Source organism: Nostoc sp. DedVER02 (genome assembly GCF_034530675.2).
Classification (GTDB): Bacteria; Cyanobacteriota; Cyanobacteriia; order Cyanobacteriales; family Nostocaceae; genus Nostoc.
On record NZ_JAVRCP020000011.1, the window covers coordinates 19,265 to 38,341 of the forward strand.

Consider the following 19,077-nt stretch of genomic DNA (forward strand, 5'->3'; position numbering starts at 1 on the left):
GCAAATGTTTTTTGAATTTTGAATTGTTTAATTATTGATTTCTTCATCGTGTTCAAGTACTTCAGATTTGTCTTGTAACGGCTTCACTACTCGCGCGATCGCTTCTTGAATAAAAGCTTTAATAAATTCATCTCTGCGATTAATTTGAAACTGTTTCTGCACAACTTCTGTCATTCCACCATCACCCCAGTCTTGATCGTGACGAAAGTATTCAATAAAACTTTTACCAGCAATTCGTGTTAAATAAGCTGCTGTCACGCCTTGAATTGCCCTACCAACTAGAAAGGTAGCAACATTGAGTTGCAACGCTGTAGATAATAATTGAATTGCTCCCTTGACAATCCCCAAACTAGCAATAGTTTTCGCTAAAGAAAGGGCTAACTCTCGCCCCCGTTCCATATTTAATTCACAGCCGTAGACTCTGCCAATTTCCACAACCATTTGAGCGTTGACTGCTGCTGTCGCTAATAAATCTACCACTGGTATGGGTGTGACTGATACGACACCAGCACCAATCCATTGGAACCGTTCTACGATTTTGTCAGCTTGACGGCGGCGCTGGCCATCAATTAGTTTTCGCGCCTCGTCTCCCAATCGCAGAGATTGCAAAAGAATGTTATCCGCCACCAAATCTTCACCTTCGGCGCGTAAAACAGCAGCTGTGCGCCGCAGTAAAGGGACAATATCGGGTTCCGGCTGGTAGGTTTCGCCAGTTTCTAGTTGTGCAGATTGGGGATTAGCTGCGATCGCCACTACATCATTAGTAGCAATAAATCCCCGTACCCGTTGACGTAATCTTGCAAGGATGGCTTCTTTATCTTCATCTGTATATAGATCGGTTTTGTTAAGAACTAAAAGCGATCGCTTGCCAATTTCTGCTAACCCCCGCAATGGCTCATATTCTGAGCGTCGTAAGTCGTTATCCACCACAAACAACAGTAAATCTGCTTCTGTCGCTAGTTCTCGCGCCATTTGTTCTCGTTCCGTTCCCGCCACCCCTGCTTCTAAAATCCCTGGCGTATCTGTAATTAAAATCTTGCGTTCTAATCCCTTCAACCGCAGACAATAGGTTTCTCCAACTTGGGTTGTACCCATCGGTGCATCTACTTGACCCACCATGCGTCCCATAATTGCATTCACTAGGGAAGTTTTGCCAGCACTCCCCGTACCAAATACCACTACTTGAATTTCACCCCGTGCTAAGTTCGCTTCAATCTCGCGCGATCGGCTTAATAAAGCTTGACGTGTGACTTCATCTTGAATTTGCGCTACCTGTTGGCGCACAGCTTGGAGAGTTGTAGAAGCAGCGTCAGATTTAGCCGCAGGAATTTGGGCCGCAGTGACTCGCTTGGGGTTGCGGCGCGATCGCTTTTCCCCAGATTGAATTACCAAAACATAATAGACAAAAGCGGCAACCAACGCTCCTATAAGGACAATCAGCAGCAACAGCAGCAAATTGCCAAGCAACGGCGAATAGGACAATTGCCAATAGAGGCGCGATAGGGAATCAATTAGCCATAGGGCTAGCCCCAAAATGACGATCAGACCAACAATTAGCGTGACTATGCGCGACAGTGGCATGGTTGGGAAAGATTAGTGGGTATTCAGTAGGCAGATGCTTCTGATCTTAATAGTTTCAGGGTTTTTTGAGATCAAATTCAGATTGTTATATCTCAGTATAGAGATACATCTAATCTTCATAGTTTCAGTATTTTTGACCAGGGTAGAAAAAGTCCCTTTTGATAGACTAAGAGCGCATTTTGGATAAAATGTGTTCTCACTTGCGGCTGGATTTCTTGTTTTTGCTGAAAAACCGCCTAGTCAAAAATTCAACAGCGAGTAATACCATGACTGCAATACCTCAATTAAAGTACTTTAACTGGGTTCAACAAAAATTCCATCGCCTTAGTATTCGGCAAAAAATTTTTTATGGATACGGTTTGGCTTTGGGAGTTGCAGTTTTAGGAACAACAGCAGGGTTGGTAATAGGCGATCGCTACTTTCAACAAGCAAGACAACAGATGGCTTTGGTAGATGAAGAAGGAACCTTGTTAAGTAGTTTACAAGGCGAAGTGTTGAAAATACAGATTCATCAGCAAGAAATAGTGCCTTTTTTACAGCAGCCGCAAGCGTTGCAAAGAGGAATATCTGATTTTAAAACCGATCTGGCGGAAGTTGAAACATTGGTTTCTCAGGCACAAGAATTTAGTCAAACCAATTCCCAATCGGATTTACAAACTCTGCTCACAAAGCATAACAGTACTATAGCCGTATATTTTGAACAACTCAGGGCGCTGATTCGACAAATTTTGCCATTAAGTTCACAGCCAGAGGGAGCTATAAAAGCACAGCAATTAATCTTGAAATTCACTCAAAGTCGGGATGCTCTCAAGTTTTATCAATTTTCCCATGAGTTAACCGACTTTGCCCAAACACTTCAAGAACGCCAAGAGAAAGTCGATCTAGCCCAAAAACAAGCTGCGCTTATCCAAGCTCAGATTATTATTAGTGCTATGCTGCTGTCAGTAGCGATCGCTGCTATTTTGGCTTACTACACCAGTACAATCATTGCCTATCCTATTAAAGCAGTGACAGATATCGCTCAAAGAGTTAGCCAAGAAGCTAATTTTGACTTGCAAGCACCCGTAATTACTCAAGATGAAGTTGGGGCTTTAACTACTTCTCTTAACCAGCTAATCCAACAGGTAAAGCACCTTTTAGAAGAACAACAAGCTGAAGCCCAAGTTCGACTAATTCAAAGTGAAAAAATGTCTAGTTTAGGACGGATGCTAGCTGGTGTGGCTCATGAAATTAATAATCCTGTAAATTTCATTTCTGGCAATCTCGTACACGCAAAAACCTATACTGACGATTTATTAGCATTACTGCAAATATACAAAGCCGAAGTTCCTCAACCTTCCACTGCTGTGCAAACTCTAGCAGAAGAAATTGATTTGGAGTTTCTAGAAGTAGATTTACCAAAACTCTTTAATTCAATGAAAGTTGGTGCTGAACGCACGCGAGAAATTGTCCGAAGCTTAAAAGATTTCTCTCGTTTAGACGATGGTGAAGCGCAGTTAGTAGATATACACGCTTGTCTAGATAGTACATTATTGATTCTGAACAATCGCCTGAAAAATGGGATTAACCTTGTTCGCAGTTATGGAGACATTCCAGGGATTCCAGGCTACACAGGTTTACTTTATCAAGTATTTATGAATCTTCTCAGCAATGCACTTGATGCCTTGGAGCAAAAATCGGCTGAAAATCCCGAATTTATGCCTGAAATCACTATTATTACAGAGCGTTGCCAGAATGTGGTGATAGTGCGAATTGCTGACAACGGCCCTGGTATTCCACCAGAAAATCAGAAAAAGATATTTGAAACATTTTTTACAACCAAACCACGAGGCATTGGCACTGGTTTGGGGCTAGCGATCGCATATCAGATTGTGGTAGAAAAACATCAAGGTAAGATTAGCTGCCAGTCTGAGTTAGATCGAGGTACAGAATTTGCGTTGGCTCTGCCCACTGGAGGTATCGCTTTGCCCACCACAAGTAAGCTGTTAAGCATTTAATTTGCACATTGAGATGGCAGGGGGGCAGTTCTTGCTGGGAGCAAGGGAGAGGGTTTGCACCTTTTACTACTATGAAAATGGTGCAATTTAAATGACGATTAGTTTATCACTTTACCGATTTCTTATCCTTGAGCTAGTAGCTTTCCAAAGTTAATTTTTTCATAATAATTAACAGTAAGTAGAAGCTTGGGTGTTTAAATCTTTTAGTGGACTGACGAAAGTTTGCCTACACCAAACACTTCAAGCCAGTTTTGGCAAGCTTTTTGAGAACAAAGGGAGAAATTTATGGGACTTTTCGATCAAATCCTTGGGGCTGTCGCTAATCCCAATCAACAAGGTAGCTTAGGGCAACTGGGAGGAATTATTAACACTGTACAACAGTTGAGCGATCGCACTGGTGCAGACCCTTCTGCCATTCAATCAGTCTTGTCAATTGTGGGTAGTCAAGTGCGTTCTGCTTTACAAGACAAGCAAGCTACAGATGGAAATGAAGCCGCACAAAGTCTAGTTAATCAATATGCTGGGACTTCACCTAATCCTCAAGCCGTCAATTCGCTGTTTTCTCCTCAGATACAACAGCAAGTAGCTCAAGTTGCTTCCCAGCGCACTGGATTAGATGCTGGTATAGTTCAACAATTGCTACCTTTAGCAGTGCCTTTAGTGCTGAATTTTTTGCAATCAGGTGCAAACGCTCAAAATCCGCAAGCTGGCGGCAATCCTGTACTGAATTCCTTCTTGGATGCTGATGGCGATGGTGATGTTGATATCGCTGATGCCATCCAAATGGCTAGTCGGTATATGAGACAGTAATACTTTTCCCACAGATGCGATTGATTAATCGCATCTCTCTTATACAGACACAGATTTTTCGCGTCTCCCCCACTCCTAATTCCATAAATCAGACAGTGTATGTCTAAACTTTTTGACTGTATTACTGACGAACTGCAAAACTTTATTGCAGCCCAACACCTTTTCTTTGTTGGTTCTGCACCCTTGAGTCCAACGGGTCATGTTAACCTATCTCCTAAAGGTTTAGGATGCTTTCGCGTTCTCTCTCCCAAGCAAGTAGGTTACTTAGACCTTACAGGCAGTGGTAACGAAACCTCAGCCCATTTACAAGAGAATGGGCGGATAACCTTTATGTTTTGCGCCTTTGCAGAACCCCCGTCTATCCTGCGTCTTTATGGTCAAGGAAAAACGATTTTACCGAGTTCTCCAGATTGGGACTCTTTATACTCTTTGTTTGTACCGATGCCTGGAACTCGTCAAATTATCGTCGCCGACATTGAAAAAATACAGATTTCTTGTGGTTTTGGCGTACCACTCTATGAATATCAAGGTCAGCGCCAGACTTTAGTCAACTGGGCTAGTAAAAAAGGTGAAGAGGGAGTTCGAGAATATCAACAAAAGAAAAATCTTGTCAGCATCGACGGTTTAGCAACACCATTGAGTGGATTACTCTAAATTTGACAAAAGTGTGCTACTCATACACCCTATCTTCATTTATAATTTTGCTTTTATCAGCCTTTTGGATCGGTGTTACCACCAATTATTACTTGGAACAAGTTTCCTAGTAAAGATAAAAATGCCGAAGCTAACACTAGCAGCATTAAACTGGCAAGGCCAGCAAAGGGAGAAATGATGAATAAGATTAACAATGCAAACATCAAAATCGTTAGTAATGTCTTATTCATCTTTTTCACCTTTAATAGTTGCTACTTTCTACTTAAGGAAGCAAGAGTTATTTCAAAAACTCCTATATTACTGTCATAATAATGTATTTTAAACGATGTTAATAAGATCGCCTCCGGCGTGCGGGACGCGATCGCAAAAATTGTGCATTGACATAGCTATTTTCCCGTCCTGTTCCTTCTATCTGTAGGGAGAATACAACAATGGCAGGTTTGTGTACATTAGTTTACTTATCCCTAACCTTCTGTTAAATTCATCTTAATATACGTAAAACCTATTAACTTACTGTACTTAGGTTTTCAGTTATGAATGTGGGTAGTCAGCCCACTAACAATAGACGCAAAATTCCGCTCTGTCTCTAGGAGAAAAAAGCAATGGGGCCAATGTTTATTAGTGCCAACGATTGGCCACATATAGCATTTAGATTGTCTTTAGCGCTCCTGGTTGGTTGCTTGATTGGGTTTAACCGTCAGCAAGGCGGTAGGCCAGCAGGGATGAGAACATTCATGCTCGTAAGCATGGGAGCCGCACTATTTGTCATGATTCCTTTGCAGGTTGAGGGCGAGAGTCCCTATGCTGCGACTAATGCGCTGAGTCGGACAATTCAAGGTGTAGCTACCGGGATAGGATTTCTCGGAGCCGGATTGATTTTACAAGAGTCTCCTAGAAAATCTGCAACGCCAAAAGTAAAAGGTTTAACTACAGCCGCCTGTGTCTGGACTGCGGCGGGATTGGGGGCTGCAATTGGTTGTGGCCTATGGCAAATGGGATTATTGGGAGGACTACTGACTCTAATTACCCTGAGTGGGGTAAAGCGCCTGAATCGCGCATTTGTATTTCTGACTAGTCAAGGAAAACACGGGACTACTCAGGATCTCACAACCACCTCTGATGAAGATGATGATTGACCTTCGTTATGCTCCAATGGAAAATTGATCGGATTGCCGCCTGGTATTTTATTGAAAAATAAAAAATAATTTATTGTTTCTTAGCGAATTTTAATTAGTTTATCAGGGCTAATTCAGAGCAATCGCTGATTATAGTAATTGATGTAGTGAATTCCGTACTGGAATTGGTTGTCCAGTTAACCAGAAAATAGAAAATAATAGATATATGGACAAACGCTATTTTTTACAGGCTAGTGCAGTAATAGTCGGCACAGCATTGTTATCAAGGTATATAAAGTGGGGGTCAAAAGAGATGACAACTTCTAACAGTGGATTTGAAATTACCAAACCAGAAGAAGAGTGGCGCACGATTTTAACGCCCGAACAGTTTAATGTATTGCGTAAACACGGGACTGAACGCCCTCACACCAGCCCATTGGATAAAAAATACGACAATGGCACTTATTATTGTGCCGCATGTGAACTGCCACTATTTACCTCTGATACCAAATTTAACAGTGGTACTGGCTGGCCCAGCTTTTTTAAACCGATTGAAGGTGCGATCGCTACTACTGTAGATAAGTCGTTGTTTATGACCAGAACTGAAGTACATTGTAGTCGCTGTGGTGGTCATCTGGGTCATGTTTTTGATGACGGGCCTGCACCCACTGGCAAGCGCTACTGCATGAACGGTGTTTCGCTGAAATTTACTCCTGCTTAATAATTAAGTTGCGAAGCTAAATAATCCGTCGTAGAGATATGCACGCGCTAACCTAAATTATCAAATTTTGAGGCTTGACCAAGGGTGAATCAATTGTTGACAATAACTTCCCCTCCTGAATGCTAATGGACGAAATATTGCCAATAAAAAATACAACTCTTGGTCTTCGCTAAAGCTATTTATCTCAATTGTCTTATTTACTTGGGTTATTCTTCTCCTTTTTGTCTTTGGGATCTTTTTTAGGTTTTTTAACTTCTTTATTACTTTTTCTTTCCTTCGACATCAGCGTTCTCCAACTAGATTACTTAGTGAAAGCTTCTACATTCTGCGGTCAAAAAATCAGGAGATGACTTACCTGATATTATTTGAATGCAAAAAAGAAAGCGTCAAACATAAATGCCACTAATTACCATGATACGGTGTTGTTTGATTATCGGTATCACTCCAAAATTTAAAATCCAAAATCCAAAATTCAAAATCGTTTGACTATTGCTCCAACAATTTCATCCGTTGCCACCAACGATTGAGCGGATAATAGACCACAGGTGCCCAGAGACTACTAAGAATGGCAGAGACTAGAGCAACACGCTGGTAATATGTCCAAATATCTGTTACTTTGCGCTCATTGCCTATCAAAGTTAATTGCAACCCAAAGATAGTTTCTGCCAAAACTGCCATCACAAAGACAATTACAGCAATCGAAATAAAATCTTCTTCAATAAAACGCTGTTTCTGGAGCAGACCAGTTAAAATTCCTACTATCCCTAAACTGAGGGCATGAGTAGGGTTAGGTGAGGTCATGGAATCTTGAAGTAGCCCCAGAACTATACCCGCCAAGGCTCCGGCAAATACCGTGCGCTTCACACTCCAAGCTACCACCCAAATTAACAGCCAGTTAGGGCCAATTCCCAATAATTCCATACCTGGCAGGCGGGTTGGCAATAATAGTAAACATAACAGTACAGAACTAGCCGTCACTATCCACCCGAACAACTTTCGGACACCAGGATGCCAACGAGAAAGCGGCTGGATTTGAAACTTAGATTTTCGCTCCGATGATTTTGGCTTTTTCTGTCTGCTAGCACCAAATGCAGGAATCTTCATTTTTCTATAGATTTTCTGGAAGAATTTACTTAGACTTTTGCGGCAGTTGATTTGCCGGCTTTTCGTTTTCTAACTCTTGGTTTTCTGGCTTTGGATAAACTGTTACCCAATCAAGAGAGCGGATTGGTGGAAAAAGCTCAATTTTTGCCACTGATGCGGGAAGTTTCTTTAAATCGAGGGACTTAATTCGTCCTACTGCCAAGCCAGATGGAAATTTTTGACTATAGGTAGATGTGGAAACTAAATCTCCTACCTTGACATTTGGAACTTTTTCATAAAACTCCAGCACAGCTTCGGCAGAAGAATCTCCTCGCAAAACCCCTTTAGCTGCCGTGCGACTAACTGATACACCCACTTGACTTTTGAGGTCACTGATTAATAATACCCGACTAGTATTAGGAGTTACACTTTCCACCAAACCCACTAGTCCGCCATCTGCCTTAACTATAAAGCCTTCCTGAATCCCTGCATTTGCGCCACGATTTAGAGTAACTTGTTGCCACCATTGGTCAGCACTACGTCCTATAACCCGTGCTGGAACTGGGCGTGATGCCAGTGGCTCTTTTTCTACATAGCCTAATAAATCTTGTAGCTTTGTCTTTTGACTTTCCAAATCTACTATACGGGTTTCCAATTCTAATATCCGGGCATCTCTAATCCGTTCTTCTGGAGTTGGCCCTGATTGCAACATCTCTAACGGACGAGTAATTGCCTGATATGTCTCAAGCACCAATTCGCCTTGAGTCTGTCGCAATATCCAAGCACTACCAACTACTAGAGCTAACAACCCGATTTGTAACCCTTTACGATCCCACCAACGCCGTATTGTAACCATATATACCTTGCTTGCTTAAACAATTAAGTTCTATTTGGATTCTCTTTATATAGAACCCAAATAGAACTCAAATAGAACTCAAGTATGATATTTTTTTGTTACATATTGCGAGAGCTTTCGATAACAACCCGTTCTAACTGCTTAAAGTTCTCTAAGACCCGACCTGTTCCCAGCACAACACAACAGAGAGGGTCGGCGGCAATATGAGTTACAATCCCGGTTTCATGGCTAATTAAGGTATCTATGCCTTTGAGCAAAGCACCACCACCAGCTAACATGATACCTCTGTCAATAATGTCTGCTGCTAGTTCTGGAGGTGTACGTTCCAGTGTCCGCTTCACAGCTTCTATAATTATTGATAGCGGCTCCATCATACTTTCACGGATTTCTGGGGCTTTGATGGTTACAGTTCGTGGTAGACCAGAAAGTAGGTGTAAGCCTCGGATTTCCATCATGGCATCATTATCATCATGGGTAGGATAGGCAGAACCAAGCCGAATCTTGATGTCTTCGGCAGTGCGTTCGCCAATGACTAAGTTATGAACTTTTTTAATATACTGAAGGATTGAATCAGTCAGTTCATCCCCAGCAATGCGTACTGATTCGCTGATTACTGTACCCTGAAGACTTAGCACCGCGACTTCTGTTGTACCACCACCAATATCGATGATCATGTTGCCTGTGGGTTCAGCAACCGGTAGTCCTGCACCAATGGCAGCAGCTACAGGTTCATCGATTAAATAAACTTTTCTTGCTCCTGCTTGATGTGCTGCATCCATTACAGCCCGCCTTTCTACACCCGTGACACCACTAGGAATGCCAATGACAATTCGGGGTAAGATCAGAGATTTGCCTTCATTTACACGCTGAATAAAGCTTTTCAGCATCAACTCGGCTATATCGAAATCAGCAATTACACCATCACGCAAAGGGCGGAGGGCAATCACATTTCCAGGTGTGCGGCCGAGCATTTTTTTGGCTTCTTCTCCTACTGCTAGCGCTACCTTTTCATTGACATCGATAGCAACTACAGAAGGCTCTTGCAGTACAATCCCTTTACCAGATACATAAACCAGGGTGTTAGCAGTACCAAGGTCGATACCCATATCCCATGATGTGCGAAAGTTCCTAAAAATACCCACGCGTCTATAAGCCCCCTATGTGCGATACTTCTTGACTACAACGGTAAGAGTAGATTCGATTATGTTTATATCCTGAGTTCAGTAAACTAAACTATTTTTTTATATGATTCCCAGGAATATTTACGATGTCTCAGGCATCTATGTTTTGATATTCTCTGGTTTGCTTAGTATATCCGTATACTTTTATGTGTTTCTCCAAGTAGTTATGTATAATTTTTCAAGTCAATTATATTGTTAACTGTTTAACACATTATTTTCAAGTGTTTCACAATTCGCTATGATAAAAGTCAGAATTCACGAGTACACTTGTACTGAAAGGTAAAACCTATGAGTATCAATATTGTCACCCTGATTGGTCGTGTAGGTAACGACCCTGATATTAAGTATCTTGACTCTGGAAAAGTTGTATGTAAGCTAGCTCTAGCAGTTAATCGGCGCACGAAAGAAGGGGAACGTACCGATTGGTTTAACTTGGAAATGTGGGGAAAGACGGCAGAAGTTGCCCATAATTATGCACACAAAGGCAAACAAATTGCCGTCAGAGGTTCCTTGAAGTTTGACACATGGAGCGATAATCAAACAGGAGCCAACCGTTCTACACCAATTATTAGAGTAGATCAACTTGAGTTATTAGGCTCTAAGCGCGATTCAGAAGGGGGCGGAGATTTTTCGCCAGAGAATTTCTAATTGGGCATTGATTATTAGTCCTTTGTCTTCATAAATGACAAAGGACAAATGACTAATGACAAATGACTAATAACTAATTTGCAAAGTCACCGATGCTTCTACTTCCTGTTCACCACCAACGACAGGAGTTGAAGAATCAGCTACCTTGGCAGCTTCAGCGCGTAAAAAGACGGGTGGTGGAGGCGCACTGGCATTATTAACTTGAATGCTAACTATTTCTTTGGATTTGAAACCCAAAGCACTGAAAACAGCATCAGCTTGTTGCTGGGCATCTTGAGTAGCTTCTTTTAATGCTTGTTTTTGAGCAGCTGCGATCGCTTCATCATTCGCAACAAAGCTGATACCATTAATTTGTGTTGCACCCGCTTTCACTGCATCATCCAATAATGTGCCAGCTTTCTCTGTGGGAATCCTAAAACTCACCGTGTTAGTGGCAGCATAGCCTGTAATCCTCTGCACATTATTGGTGTAGCTGTAAACTGGATTCAACCGGATACCAGTAGTTTGTAATTTTTCGACATTTTGGCTTTTGAGGAACGCAACTACAGCCGACGACTTCCGGGCTGCTTCTTGTTGTACCTCCTGTGCTGTTTTCCCCTGAATCTCCACTCCTAAACTGACTTGCGCCAGGGTTGTAGGAATCGCTTCAACTCCGCGACCACTCACACTAAGGGTTCGCCACATTTTATCTTTTTCTTGCGCTAATGCAGGCAGTGTAAAAGTTGTACATACCAGCAGAGATAAAGACAGTATTTTCCACAAGTTTCCAGATGGAAACTGAGAACCGGGTAAAGCGGCTCTAGTCATAAGATTTGCACTCCTCAAAGTATCCACAGATGTTTTTAATAAGCGTATATAGCAATCTTGTGGTGGTTGTTGAGAGTCAACAGCCACCACAAGTTTTTCACAACTTTAGTGCGGCTAGATACGATTTCTATGTTCTTACTTTGACACTGCGATCGTCAAAAGCTGAAATGGTTACATTTTTTGATACTAAAAAATTACACTATTCTTTTTAAGGATTTTGTCACGATGGTTAATTAATTCACCGACTTTGACTTGCTGCAACTTCCTAAACTGTCTGTAGTCAAGGTTTGCGAAGTTTTCTGATGACGCTTGATTGAGTAGACGAATGGCAGAAATTAAGTTTTTGAACCTGCCAATAGCGTCTTTACATATAGATGTTTTTCAGAAACACGTCAAAATCAAAGAGAAGGATTTTCACAGAACCCATGCATTTGTTAGATCCAATTAACTTCTCTTTTCCTCTGCTGGCTACTGCAACAGAAGCCGCAGACAGTTCAATGGTAGTAGCCGCAGTGCTACTAAGCTTAGTAGTCGTTTACCTCGCCAGCAAAGTTGGTGGAGAGTTATCAAACAAAGTGGGTTTACCGCCCGTTTTAGGCGAACTAGTGGGTGGTGTGGTAGTTGGCATCTCTGTTTTCCACCTTTTAGTGTTTCCAGAAGGCAGTACAGACAGTTCTAACTCTTTGATCATGTCCTTCCTTCAAATTACTGCTGGTTTAAGTCCTGAAGCCACTCCAGCCGTGTTTGCAGCCCAGTCTGAGGTCATTTCTGTTTTGGCTGAGTTGGGTGTGATCATTCTGCTGTTTGAAATCGGCTTGGAGTCGAACTTAAAAGACTTAATGGCAGTTGGTATCCAAGCTACCGTCGTAGCGGTAGTGGGGGTAGCAGTACCCTTTGCGGCTGGTACTGTGGGACTGATGACTTTATTTGGAATTGCTGCTGTACCGGCAATTTTTGCAGGGGCGGCTTTAACTGCCACTAGTATCGGGATTACTTCCAAAGTACTGTCAGAGTTAGGGCGACTCAATTCTAAAGAAGGGCAGATTATTTTGGGTGCTGCCGTAATTGACGATGTTCTAGGAATCATCGTTTTGGCGGTAGTTGCGAGTTTAGCTAAAGATGGCGTGGTGGATGTCAGCAAAGTCATTTATTTGATTATCAGCGCCACTGGTTTTATTTTGGGAGCAATCCTACTAGGGAATGTTTTCAATAAGTCATTTGTAGCGATCGCTGATCAACTCAAAACACGCGGTGGACTTGTAATACCAGCATTCATCTTCGCCTTTGCTATGGCATATCTTGCCGCCGTCATCCACTTAGAAGCGATTTTGGGAGCTTTTGCGGCAGGTTTAGTCTTAGAAGAGACAGAGAAGCGCAAAGAATTGCAAATGCAAGTCTGCCCCATTGCCGATATGTTAGTGCCAATTTTCTTTGTTACTGTTGGCGCAAAAACTGATTTGGGAGTGTTAAATCCAGCAATTCCAGACAATCGGGAAGGTCTAATTATGGCAACTTTCCTGATCCTAGTAGCCATTCTCGGTAAAGTAATCACAGGCTTAAGTGTCTTTGGTCAACCGGGAATCAACCGTTTAGCGATCGGTGTGGGGATGATTCCCAGAGGGGAAGTTGGATTAGTGTTTGCTGGTGTCGGCGCAGCCAGTGGCGCTCTCTCGAAACCATTAGGAGCGGCAATCATTATGATGGTTATCTTGACAACCTTTTTAGCTCCTCCTTTGTTACGATTTGTATTTCCAGATCCCAAAACTGTTGATGCAGGCTCAGAGCAACTGGTTTTAGATGGTTCCTCTGGAAACTCGTTAGTAATTGAATCACTTCAGGCAGGGATACCAGCATCAAATGATAGTAGCAATTTGGAAGTAACTCCAGAATCTAGCGATCGCTAATTAAATTCTTGAGTAAATTCTTACTGAGTTCTGAGTTGTTTTCGCTCAGAACTCAGGACTCTGAATTAAGTACTATCACCGGGCTTTGAAGATTCTGCAATTATGCAGTGGAAACTTCTCTTACTAAATTTCCGTCCCATCTGATTGTAGAATAATCGTCTGTTTATAATTTCTACCAGCATTCGGAATGTTATTTATTTTTAGTCTTCCTTGGCTTATGGGTCTTTATCTGAATATTTTCCAGATAATTGGGGAGTAACACCCATAAATCTTGCTAGATCGTCTGACAGTAATGGGAATTATCTACTTAGTACATTGATGGCAAAAAACAAAAAACAGTTATCAGTGGACGGATATCAGTTATTAGTTTTCTAGCTTCCTTGGAAGTTAGAGTTTCTACCTCTGAAGGTGGGAAATTTCACATGGGGATTTAAACCCAATAATGAAACCTAGTAACTATTTTAAGTGTGTGTTTATACCAGCTTAAAAAATCAAAAAAAGGCATCAAAGGTCAAGTTTAAGTGGTGACGGCGTGATGATTTCCCAATGAGTTGAAATATTGACGGCTCCCATGAACGTGAATTAGGAGAAAGAACTGTGAAATTACACTGGTTACTACCCAGCACTATTGGAACTATCTTCATGCTATCGTCGCCAGTAATGGCTGCGAGGCTTGAATCGTGGCGCTTTGATGCTAATCAAAACAAGCTGGAAATTAATACTGTAGGAGCAGTTCAACCCCAAGCACAACTAATTTTCAACCCGACTCGGCTGGTAATCGATTTGCCAGGAACTACATTTGGTCGTCCACAAATAACCCAACAGGTGGGCGGTGGAATTCGCTCGATTCGGGTTGGGCAGTTTGATACAGAAACAACGCGCATAGTTGTCGAACTGACTCCTGGTTATACTTTAGACCCAAAACGAGTCCAATTTGTTGGTACAACTGGCGATCGCTGGACGGTGCAATTACCTAGACCAGAAGTTGATAGAGTAGCCTCATCTTCTGCCTTATCTCCCAGAAGTGCTTATACTGTTGTTACCCCATCTGAGCCGCAACCCAGTATTTCAAAGGTTGCCACTACTGCACGAGGGGCAACTCAAGTTGAGGGTGTGACAGTAACGGGCGATGGGTTGTTCATCCGTACCAGTGGAGCCAATCCTGGAATTCAGGTAATTCGCAGCCGCGATCGCGCTAGTATCTTCATAGATGTATCTGGCGCATCTTTATCACCACGTCTGGCGCAACAGAATAGTATACCTGTTAACAAACATGGTGTTAGCCGTGTCGAATTTAACCAAATACAAAACCAAACTCCTACTGTCCGCTTGACTTTGCGGGTAGATAAAAATAGCCCAAATTGGCAAGCAAGTAATAGTAACAGTGGTGGTTTGGTGGTTCTGCCTAGTCGCGTTGTCAGATTGCCTGAAAGTAGTAATTCAGACAATCAATCACAACCCCCCTCTTTACCTAGCAGATTATCTCCTAACAACTCCCCAGCAACCATTGAGTCTGTGCAACTGGCTGATAATGGCAGACAATTGCTCATTAAAGCCGATCAAACTTTATCTGCTACAGGAACCTGGGATAGATCCTCCGGTGTGTTCCGCATCACAATTCTCAATGCTAAACTAGCTAAGAGAGTTACAGGCCCGACTTTTGCCCCCAATAGCCCCATTCTTCGGGTACGTCTGCAACCCCAAGGCTCGAATACAGTTGTTGTTTTAGTTCAACCAGCAGCCGGAGTGCAACTTGAGCAACCCCAGCAAATCGGTAACGAGCTTTTGGCTATACCAATACAAGGTTCTCGTCGAATTGTCGCCCTTCCCGGAAGACCCTCCTATGGTTTACCTGGGCTACCACCGCCAAATCGGGGGCCATTCCCAGACCCGAACAATCCCAATCCCCAGCCACAATTCCAACCACAGCGCCGAATTAGCAATGGACGAGTGGTAGTTCTTATTGACCCAGGACATGGCGGTAAAGACTCAGGAGCGCTTGGTATTGGGGGGGCACGCGAAAAGGATGTGATCTTGCCTATTGGCAGAAGGCTAGCACAAATTTTACAGCAAAATGGCGTACAAGTAATTATGACGAGAGATTCTGACTATTTTGTTACTCTTCCGGGAAGAGTGCAATTAGCAGAGCGAGCTAATGCTGATGTGTTTGTTAGTATCCACGCTAATTCAGCAGGTGCAAGTCGTCCTGATGTTAATGGCTTGGAAGTCTATTATTACGACAGTGGTCTGGGTCTAGCTCGTATTGTGCGTAGTAGCATTCTTCAAAGTATTGGTACTCTCAAAGACAGGGGAGTACGACGAGCCAGATTTTATGTCCTCAGAAAAAGTTCTATGCCTTCCATTCTCGTGGAAACGGGTTATATGACTGGTCGAGAGGATATGGCTAGGCTGAGAACCTCAGCTTACCAAAATCAAATGGCAGAAGCGATCGCTCGTGGCGTTCTTCAGTATTTAAAGAGAAGATAAGTAATTTAGTCAAAATTCTTGAGTAAATACATCTAATCTTTACCATTGTTCTCCAATTTAGTAGTAAAACAATTTAAGTATTATTGCGGCGGGACAAGAGTAGCATCTTTGTTATTGTCATCTGATGCTTTTAAAGTCAAATTTATATGGGCTAATGGATGGCATGGCAAAATTAAAGGAGCGTGCTATATTTTACGCCATTAGCTGTGTCTTAATAAAAGCGTAATACTCAAGTGTGTGCGGTGATGGTGTGAGGATTTGCCAATATGTGGACGGCTCCCATGAATATTAATCAGGAGAAAAGACTGTGAAATTACGCTGGTTACTATCCAGTACTATTGGAACTATCTTCATGCTATCGTCGCCAGCAATGGCCGCGAAACTTGAATCTTGGCGTTTTGATGTCAATCAAAACAAGCTGGAATTTAATACTGTAGGGAGTGTTCAACCCCAAGCACAATTAATTTTTAACCCCACTCGTTTGGTAATTGATTTACCAGGAACGACATTTGGCCGTCCCCAGCTAACCCAACAGGTAGGCGGTGCAATTCGCGCTATCCGGGTTGGGCAGTTTGACGAACAAACAACACGCATAGTCGTTGAACTGACTCCTGGTTATACCTTAGACCCCAAAGGAGTACAATTTGTTGGTAGAACCGGCGATCGCTGGATGGTGCAATTACCTACGCCAGTAGCCGAAAATGTCCCCTCAACAAATACTGGTGGGCAACAAGAACAAGCTTTAGCAACAGCAACTCCACCGAGAACATCTCCATCGGTGTTCTCCGAAAGAAATATTTACAACGTGGTGACAACACCCCCTGTCAATCCATCTAAAAACGGAATGCTTGCCGCCAGAGTTACTCAAATTGAGAACTTACAAGTCACAGGCGATGGTTTTTTCATCCGTACCAATGGTGGTAATCCTCAGATTCAGGTAAATCGTAGCAACGAGCAAAGAGAAATTAACATCGATATTGCCAGCGCTACTTTATCACCAAATCTGGAGCAACGCGATTTGTCAATTAATCGCTTTGGTGTCAGCCGCATTCAGTTCAGCCAACTACAAACAAGCCCATCTGTTGTTCGCATGACTTTACAGGTGGATGAAAATAGTCAGAATTGGCGAACAACTAATAGTAACAGTAGTGGTTTTGTGCTTTTACCCAGTCGTGGCATTGCCCAGTTACCTGGAGGTAATAGTCCACGCCCCATACCATCTAGTACAGCTACTATTGAGTCTGTGCAACTGGCTAATAATGGCACACAACTATTGATTAGAGCCAACCAAGCTTTATCTGCGATAGGAGGCTGGGATAGAACTTCTGGTCTGTACCGTATTACTATCAACAATGCTCGATTAGCTCCCAAAGTTACAGGCCCGACTTTTAATCCTAATAGCCCTATTCTGCGAGTCCGCCTGCAACCACAAGAATCTAATACTGTTGTCGTCTTGGTTCAACCAGCAGCCGGAGTGCAAATTGGGGAACTCAACCAGGTTGGCGACGAACTTTTGGCTCTAGAATTGCAACCCTCTCGTAGTGTCACCTCCCCGGTTCTTTTACCTCCTCTATCATCAAGCCAAGGGCAATTCCCAAACCCCATAGATAATCCCCGTCCTATATCCCAGCCAAAGCCGCGCCCCTCAGTTCCCAGAGGTAAATTACTAGTAGTGATTGACCCAGGACATGGTGGAAAAGACTCAGGCGCTCCCGGTTTAGGTGGACTTTTAGAAAAGGATGTAATTCTGCCTATTGGTAAAAGGGTAGCAGCAATTTTAGAGCAAAATGGTGTCCAAGCAGTATTAACGCGCGATGCTGACTTTTTCGTAGAACTTCAGGGACGGGTAGAAATTGCCCAGCGAGTGAATGCGACTGCCTTTGTCAGCATTCACGCAAATTCAGTTGATAATCGCCCTGATGTCAATGGGTTAGAAGTATATTATTACGATAGCGGTTATGCTCTGGCTGAAGTAGTTCGCAATACCATCCTCCAGGACATCGGTACAATCAAAAACCGAGGAACCCGTAAAGCCAGATTCTACGTTCTTAGAAAAAACTCTATGCCCGCGATTTTAGTAGAAACAGGTTATATGACTGGTCGAGAAGACAATCCGAGATTGGCAACACGAGAGTATCAAAATCAAATGGCAGAAGCGATCGCTCGTGGTATCCTAAAATATTTACAGCGTTAATATAGTACAAATTACTATTAAAAGGTGGTATTTAGACTCCTTTGGCGTACAGAATTTAGTGGTCAATTAGTCCATTGTCTGCTAAATTCTGTATTTTAAATCCCAAAACCTAAATTAATATCTGCCTGTGTATTCATCTTCGATCTTTGAAGCGAATCTTGACGATTTTTCGGCTCTTGAACCCCAACGTGCCCCAATTGGCATCTTTGACAGTGGTGTGGGTGGGCTGACGGTACTGCGCCAACTATATCGGCAACTCCCCAATGAATCAATTATTTACTTTGGGGATACAGCCCGACTCCCTTACGGAATTCGTTCACAAACAGAAATTTTACAATTTACGCGCGAAATTCTTACCTGGCTACAACAGCAGCAGGTAAAAATGGTAATTATGGCTTGCAACACCAGTTCTGCACTAGCCTTAGAAACTGTGCGTCAAGAATTCAATATACCCATTTTGGGAGTAATCTTACCGGGTGCAAAAGCTGCCGTACAGCAAGGAAAGCGGATTGGTGTAATTGCCACTCCAGCTACAGCGAAAAGTAATGCTTATAAGCACGCCATCCTCGAAATTGCTCCTGATGTCCAAGTCTGGCAAGTTGGATGTCCTGAGTTTGTGCCACTCATTGAGCAAAACCGAATTCATGACCCCTACACTGCTGAAGTTGCACGAACTTACCTAGAACCTTTAATAGAGCATGAAATTGACACCTTAGTTCACGGCTGTACCCATTATCCCCACCTTACACCAGTATTGCGATCGCTCCTCCCCTCTCAAGTGAAGCTAATTGACCCAGCCGTTCATGTCGTGGCAGCTTGTGCCCAAGAGTTAGATTTGCTAGGCTTAAAAAATAATCACCACCCACTACCAACTCGCTTTGCCGTTAGCGGTTGTCCACAACAATTTTCCCAGTCAGGAGTGCAGTGGCTAGGCTATACCCCAATGGTTGAAGAAGTTTGCTTCACTGATACCCCTATTTCCCAACTCCAATAAAACTAATTTGTCCTCAGTCATTGGGAATTGGTCATTAGTCATTTG

The 19,077-nt window shown here is 42.7% G+C and carries 16 protein-coding genes; 10 read left to right on the forward strand and 6 right to left on the reverse strand.

All coding sequences use genetic code 11. From position 1 onward, the window contains the following. Positions 1-27 precede the first annotated feature (27 nt). Complete coding sequence (locus RMZ41_RS13455; RefSeq protein WP_322642313.1) at positions 28-1,581, reverse strand: GTP-binding protein; 1,554 nt, start codon at positions 1,579-1,581, stop codon at positions 28-30. Between the two features lie 266 nt (positions 1,582-1,847). On the opposite strand from RMZ41_RS13455, the gene RMZ41_RS13460 reads away from it, so the two are divergent. The 3 genes from RMZ41_RS13460 (at position 1,848) to RMZ41_RS13470 (ending at position 5,042) form a co-directional block, all read left to right on the forward strand. Next, positions 1,848-3,578 (forward strand): ATP-binding protein, encoded by a 1,731-nt coding sequence (locus RMZ41_RS13460; protein WP_322642314.1) that lies wholly within the window; start codon positions 1,848-1,850, stop codon positions 3,576-3,578. Positions 3,579-3,863: 285 nt separating this feature from the next. Then, positions 3,864-4,388, forward strand: coding sequence for a DUF937 domain-containing protein (locus RMZ41_RS13465; RefSeq protein ID WP_322642315.1), 525 nt, complete (start codon positions 3,864-3,866; stop codon positions 4,386-4,388). A 99-nt stretch (positions 4,389-4,487) separates the two neighbouring features. Then, a complete protein-coding gene (locus tag RMZ41_RS13470; protein ID WP_322642316.1) occupies positions 4,488-5,042 on the forward strand; it encodes a pyridoxamine 5'-phosphate oxidase family protein in 555 nt (184 codons plus the stop codon). 56 nt (positions 5,043-5,098) lie between these two features. Here RMZ41_RS13470 and RMZ41_RS13475 read toward each other — a convergent pair whose 3' ends face one another. Further along, positions 5,099-5,272 carry a hypothetical protein gene (locus RMZ41_RS13475; RefSeq protein ID WP_322642317.1) on the reverse strand — a complete coding sequence of 58 codons (174 nt, stop codon included), beginning with the start codon at positions 5,270-5,272 and terminating at the stop codon, positions 5,099-5,101. Between the two features lie 372 nt (positions 5,273-5,644). Here RMZ41_RS13475 and RMZ41_RS13480 point away from each other — a divergent pair, with 372 nt between their 5' ends. Together RMZ41_RS13480 and msrB are read left to right on the forward strand one after the other, a co-directional pair. Further along, positions 5,645-6,178 carry an MgtC/SapB family protein gene (locus tag RMZ41_RS13480; protein ID WP_322642318.1) on the forward strand — a complete coding sequence of 178 codons (534 nt, stop codon included), beginning with the start codon at positions 5,645-5,647 and terminating at the stop codon, positions 6,176-6,178. A 205-nt stretch (positions 6,179-6,383) separates the two neighbouring features. Continuing rightward, the gene (msrB, locus tag RMZ41_RS13485; protein ID WP_322642319.1) at positions 6,384-6,878 is read left to right on the forward strand and encodes a peptide-methionine (R)-S-oxide reductase MsrB; all 495 of its coding nucleotides are present in this window, start codon (positions 6,384-6,386) and stop codon (positions 6,876-6,878) included. Between the two features lie 486 nt (positions 6,879-7,364). Here msrB and mreD read toward each other — a convergent pair whose 3' ends face one another. From mreD to RMZ41_RS13500, 3 genes are all read right to left on the reverse strand, one after another. After that, positions 7,365-7,982, reverse strand: coding sequence for a rod shape-determining protein MreD (gene mreD / locus RMZ41_RS13490; protein WP_322642320.1), 618 nt, complete (start codon positions 7,980-7,982; stop codon positions 7,365-7,367). Between the two features lie 25 nt (positions 7,983-8,007). Then, positions 8,008-8,817 (reverse strand): rod shape-determining protein MreC, encoded by an 810-nt coding sequence (mreC, locus tag RMZ41_RS13495; protein WP_322642321.1) that lies wholly within the window; start codon positions 8,815-8,817, stop codon positions 8,008-8,010. Positions 8,818-8,915: 98 nt separating this feature from the next. Beyond that, positions 8,916-9,923 (reverse strand): rod shape-determining protein, encoded by a 1,008-nt coding sequence (locus RMZ41_RS13500; RefSeq protein WP_322642362.1) that lies wholly within the window; start codon positions 9,921-9,923, stop codon positions 8,916-8,918. Positions 9,924-10,286: 363 nt separating this feature from the next. Between RMZ41_RS13500 and RMZ41_RS13505 the strand changes: the two genes are divergently transcribed. Continuing rightward, a complete protein-coding gene (locus RMZ41_RS13505; protein WP_322642322.1) occupies positions 10,287-10,646 on the forward strand; it encodes a single-stranded DNA-binding protein in 360 nt (119 codons plus the stop codon). A gap of 66 nt (positions 10,647-10,712) precedes the next feature. Here RMZ41_RS13505 and RMZ41_RS13510 read toward each other — a convergent pair whose 3' ends face one another. Then, positions 10,713-11,453, reverse strand: a complete 741-nt coding sequence (locus RMZ41_RS13510; protein ID WP_322642363.1) for an SIMPL domain-containing protein — start codon at positions 11,451-11,453, stop codon at positions 10,713-10,715. A gap of 425 nt (positions 11,454-11,878) precedes the next feature. Here RMZ41_RS13510 and RMZ41_RS13515 point away from each other — a divergent pair, with 425 nt between their 5' ends. The 4 genes from RMZ41_RS13515 (at position 11,879) to murI (ending at position 19,032) form a co-directional block, all read left to right on the forward strand. Then, positions 11,879-13,357, forward strand: coding sequence for a cation:proton antiporter (locus RMZ41_RS13515; RefSeq protein ID WP_322642323.1), 1,479 nt, complete (start codon positions 11,879-11,881; stop codon positions 13,355-13,357). 597 nt (positions 13,358-13,954) lie between these two features. Continuing rightward, complete coding sequence (locus RMZ41_RS13520) at positions 13,955-15,844, forward strand: N-acetylmuramoyl-L-alanine amidase (protein ID WP_322642324.1); 1,890 nt, start codon at positions 13,955-13,957, stop codon at positions 15,842-15,844. A gap of 307 nt (positions 15,845-16,151) precedes the next feature. Next, the gene (locus RMZ41_RS13525) at positions 16,152-18,038 is read left to right on the forward strand and encodes an N-acetylmuramoyl-L-alanine amidase (protein ID WP_322642325.1); all 1,887 of its coding nucleotides are present in this window, start codon (positions 16,152-16,154) and stop codon (positions 18,036-18,038) included. Positions 18,039-18,165: 127 nt separating this feature from the next. Further along, positions 18,166-19,032: a glutamate racemase gene (gene murI, locus RMZ41_RS13530; protein ID WP_322642326.1), complete on the forward strand. Its 867-nt coding sequence runs from the start codon at positions 18,166-18,168 to the stop codon at positions 19,030-19,032. The last annotated feature ends 45 nt before the right edge of the window (positions 19,033-19,077 follow it).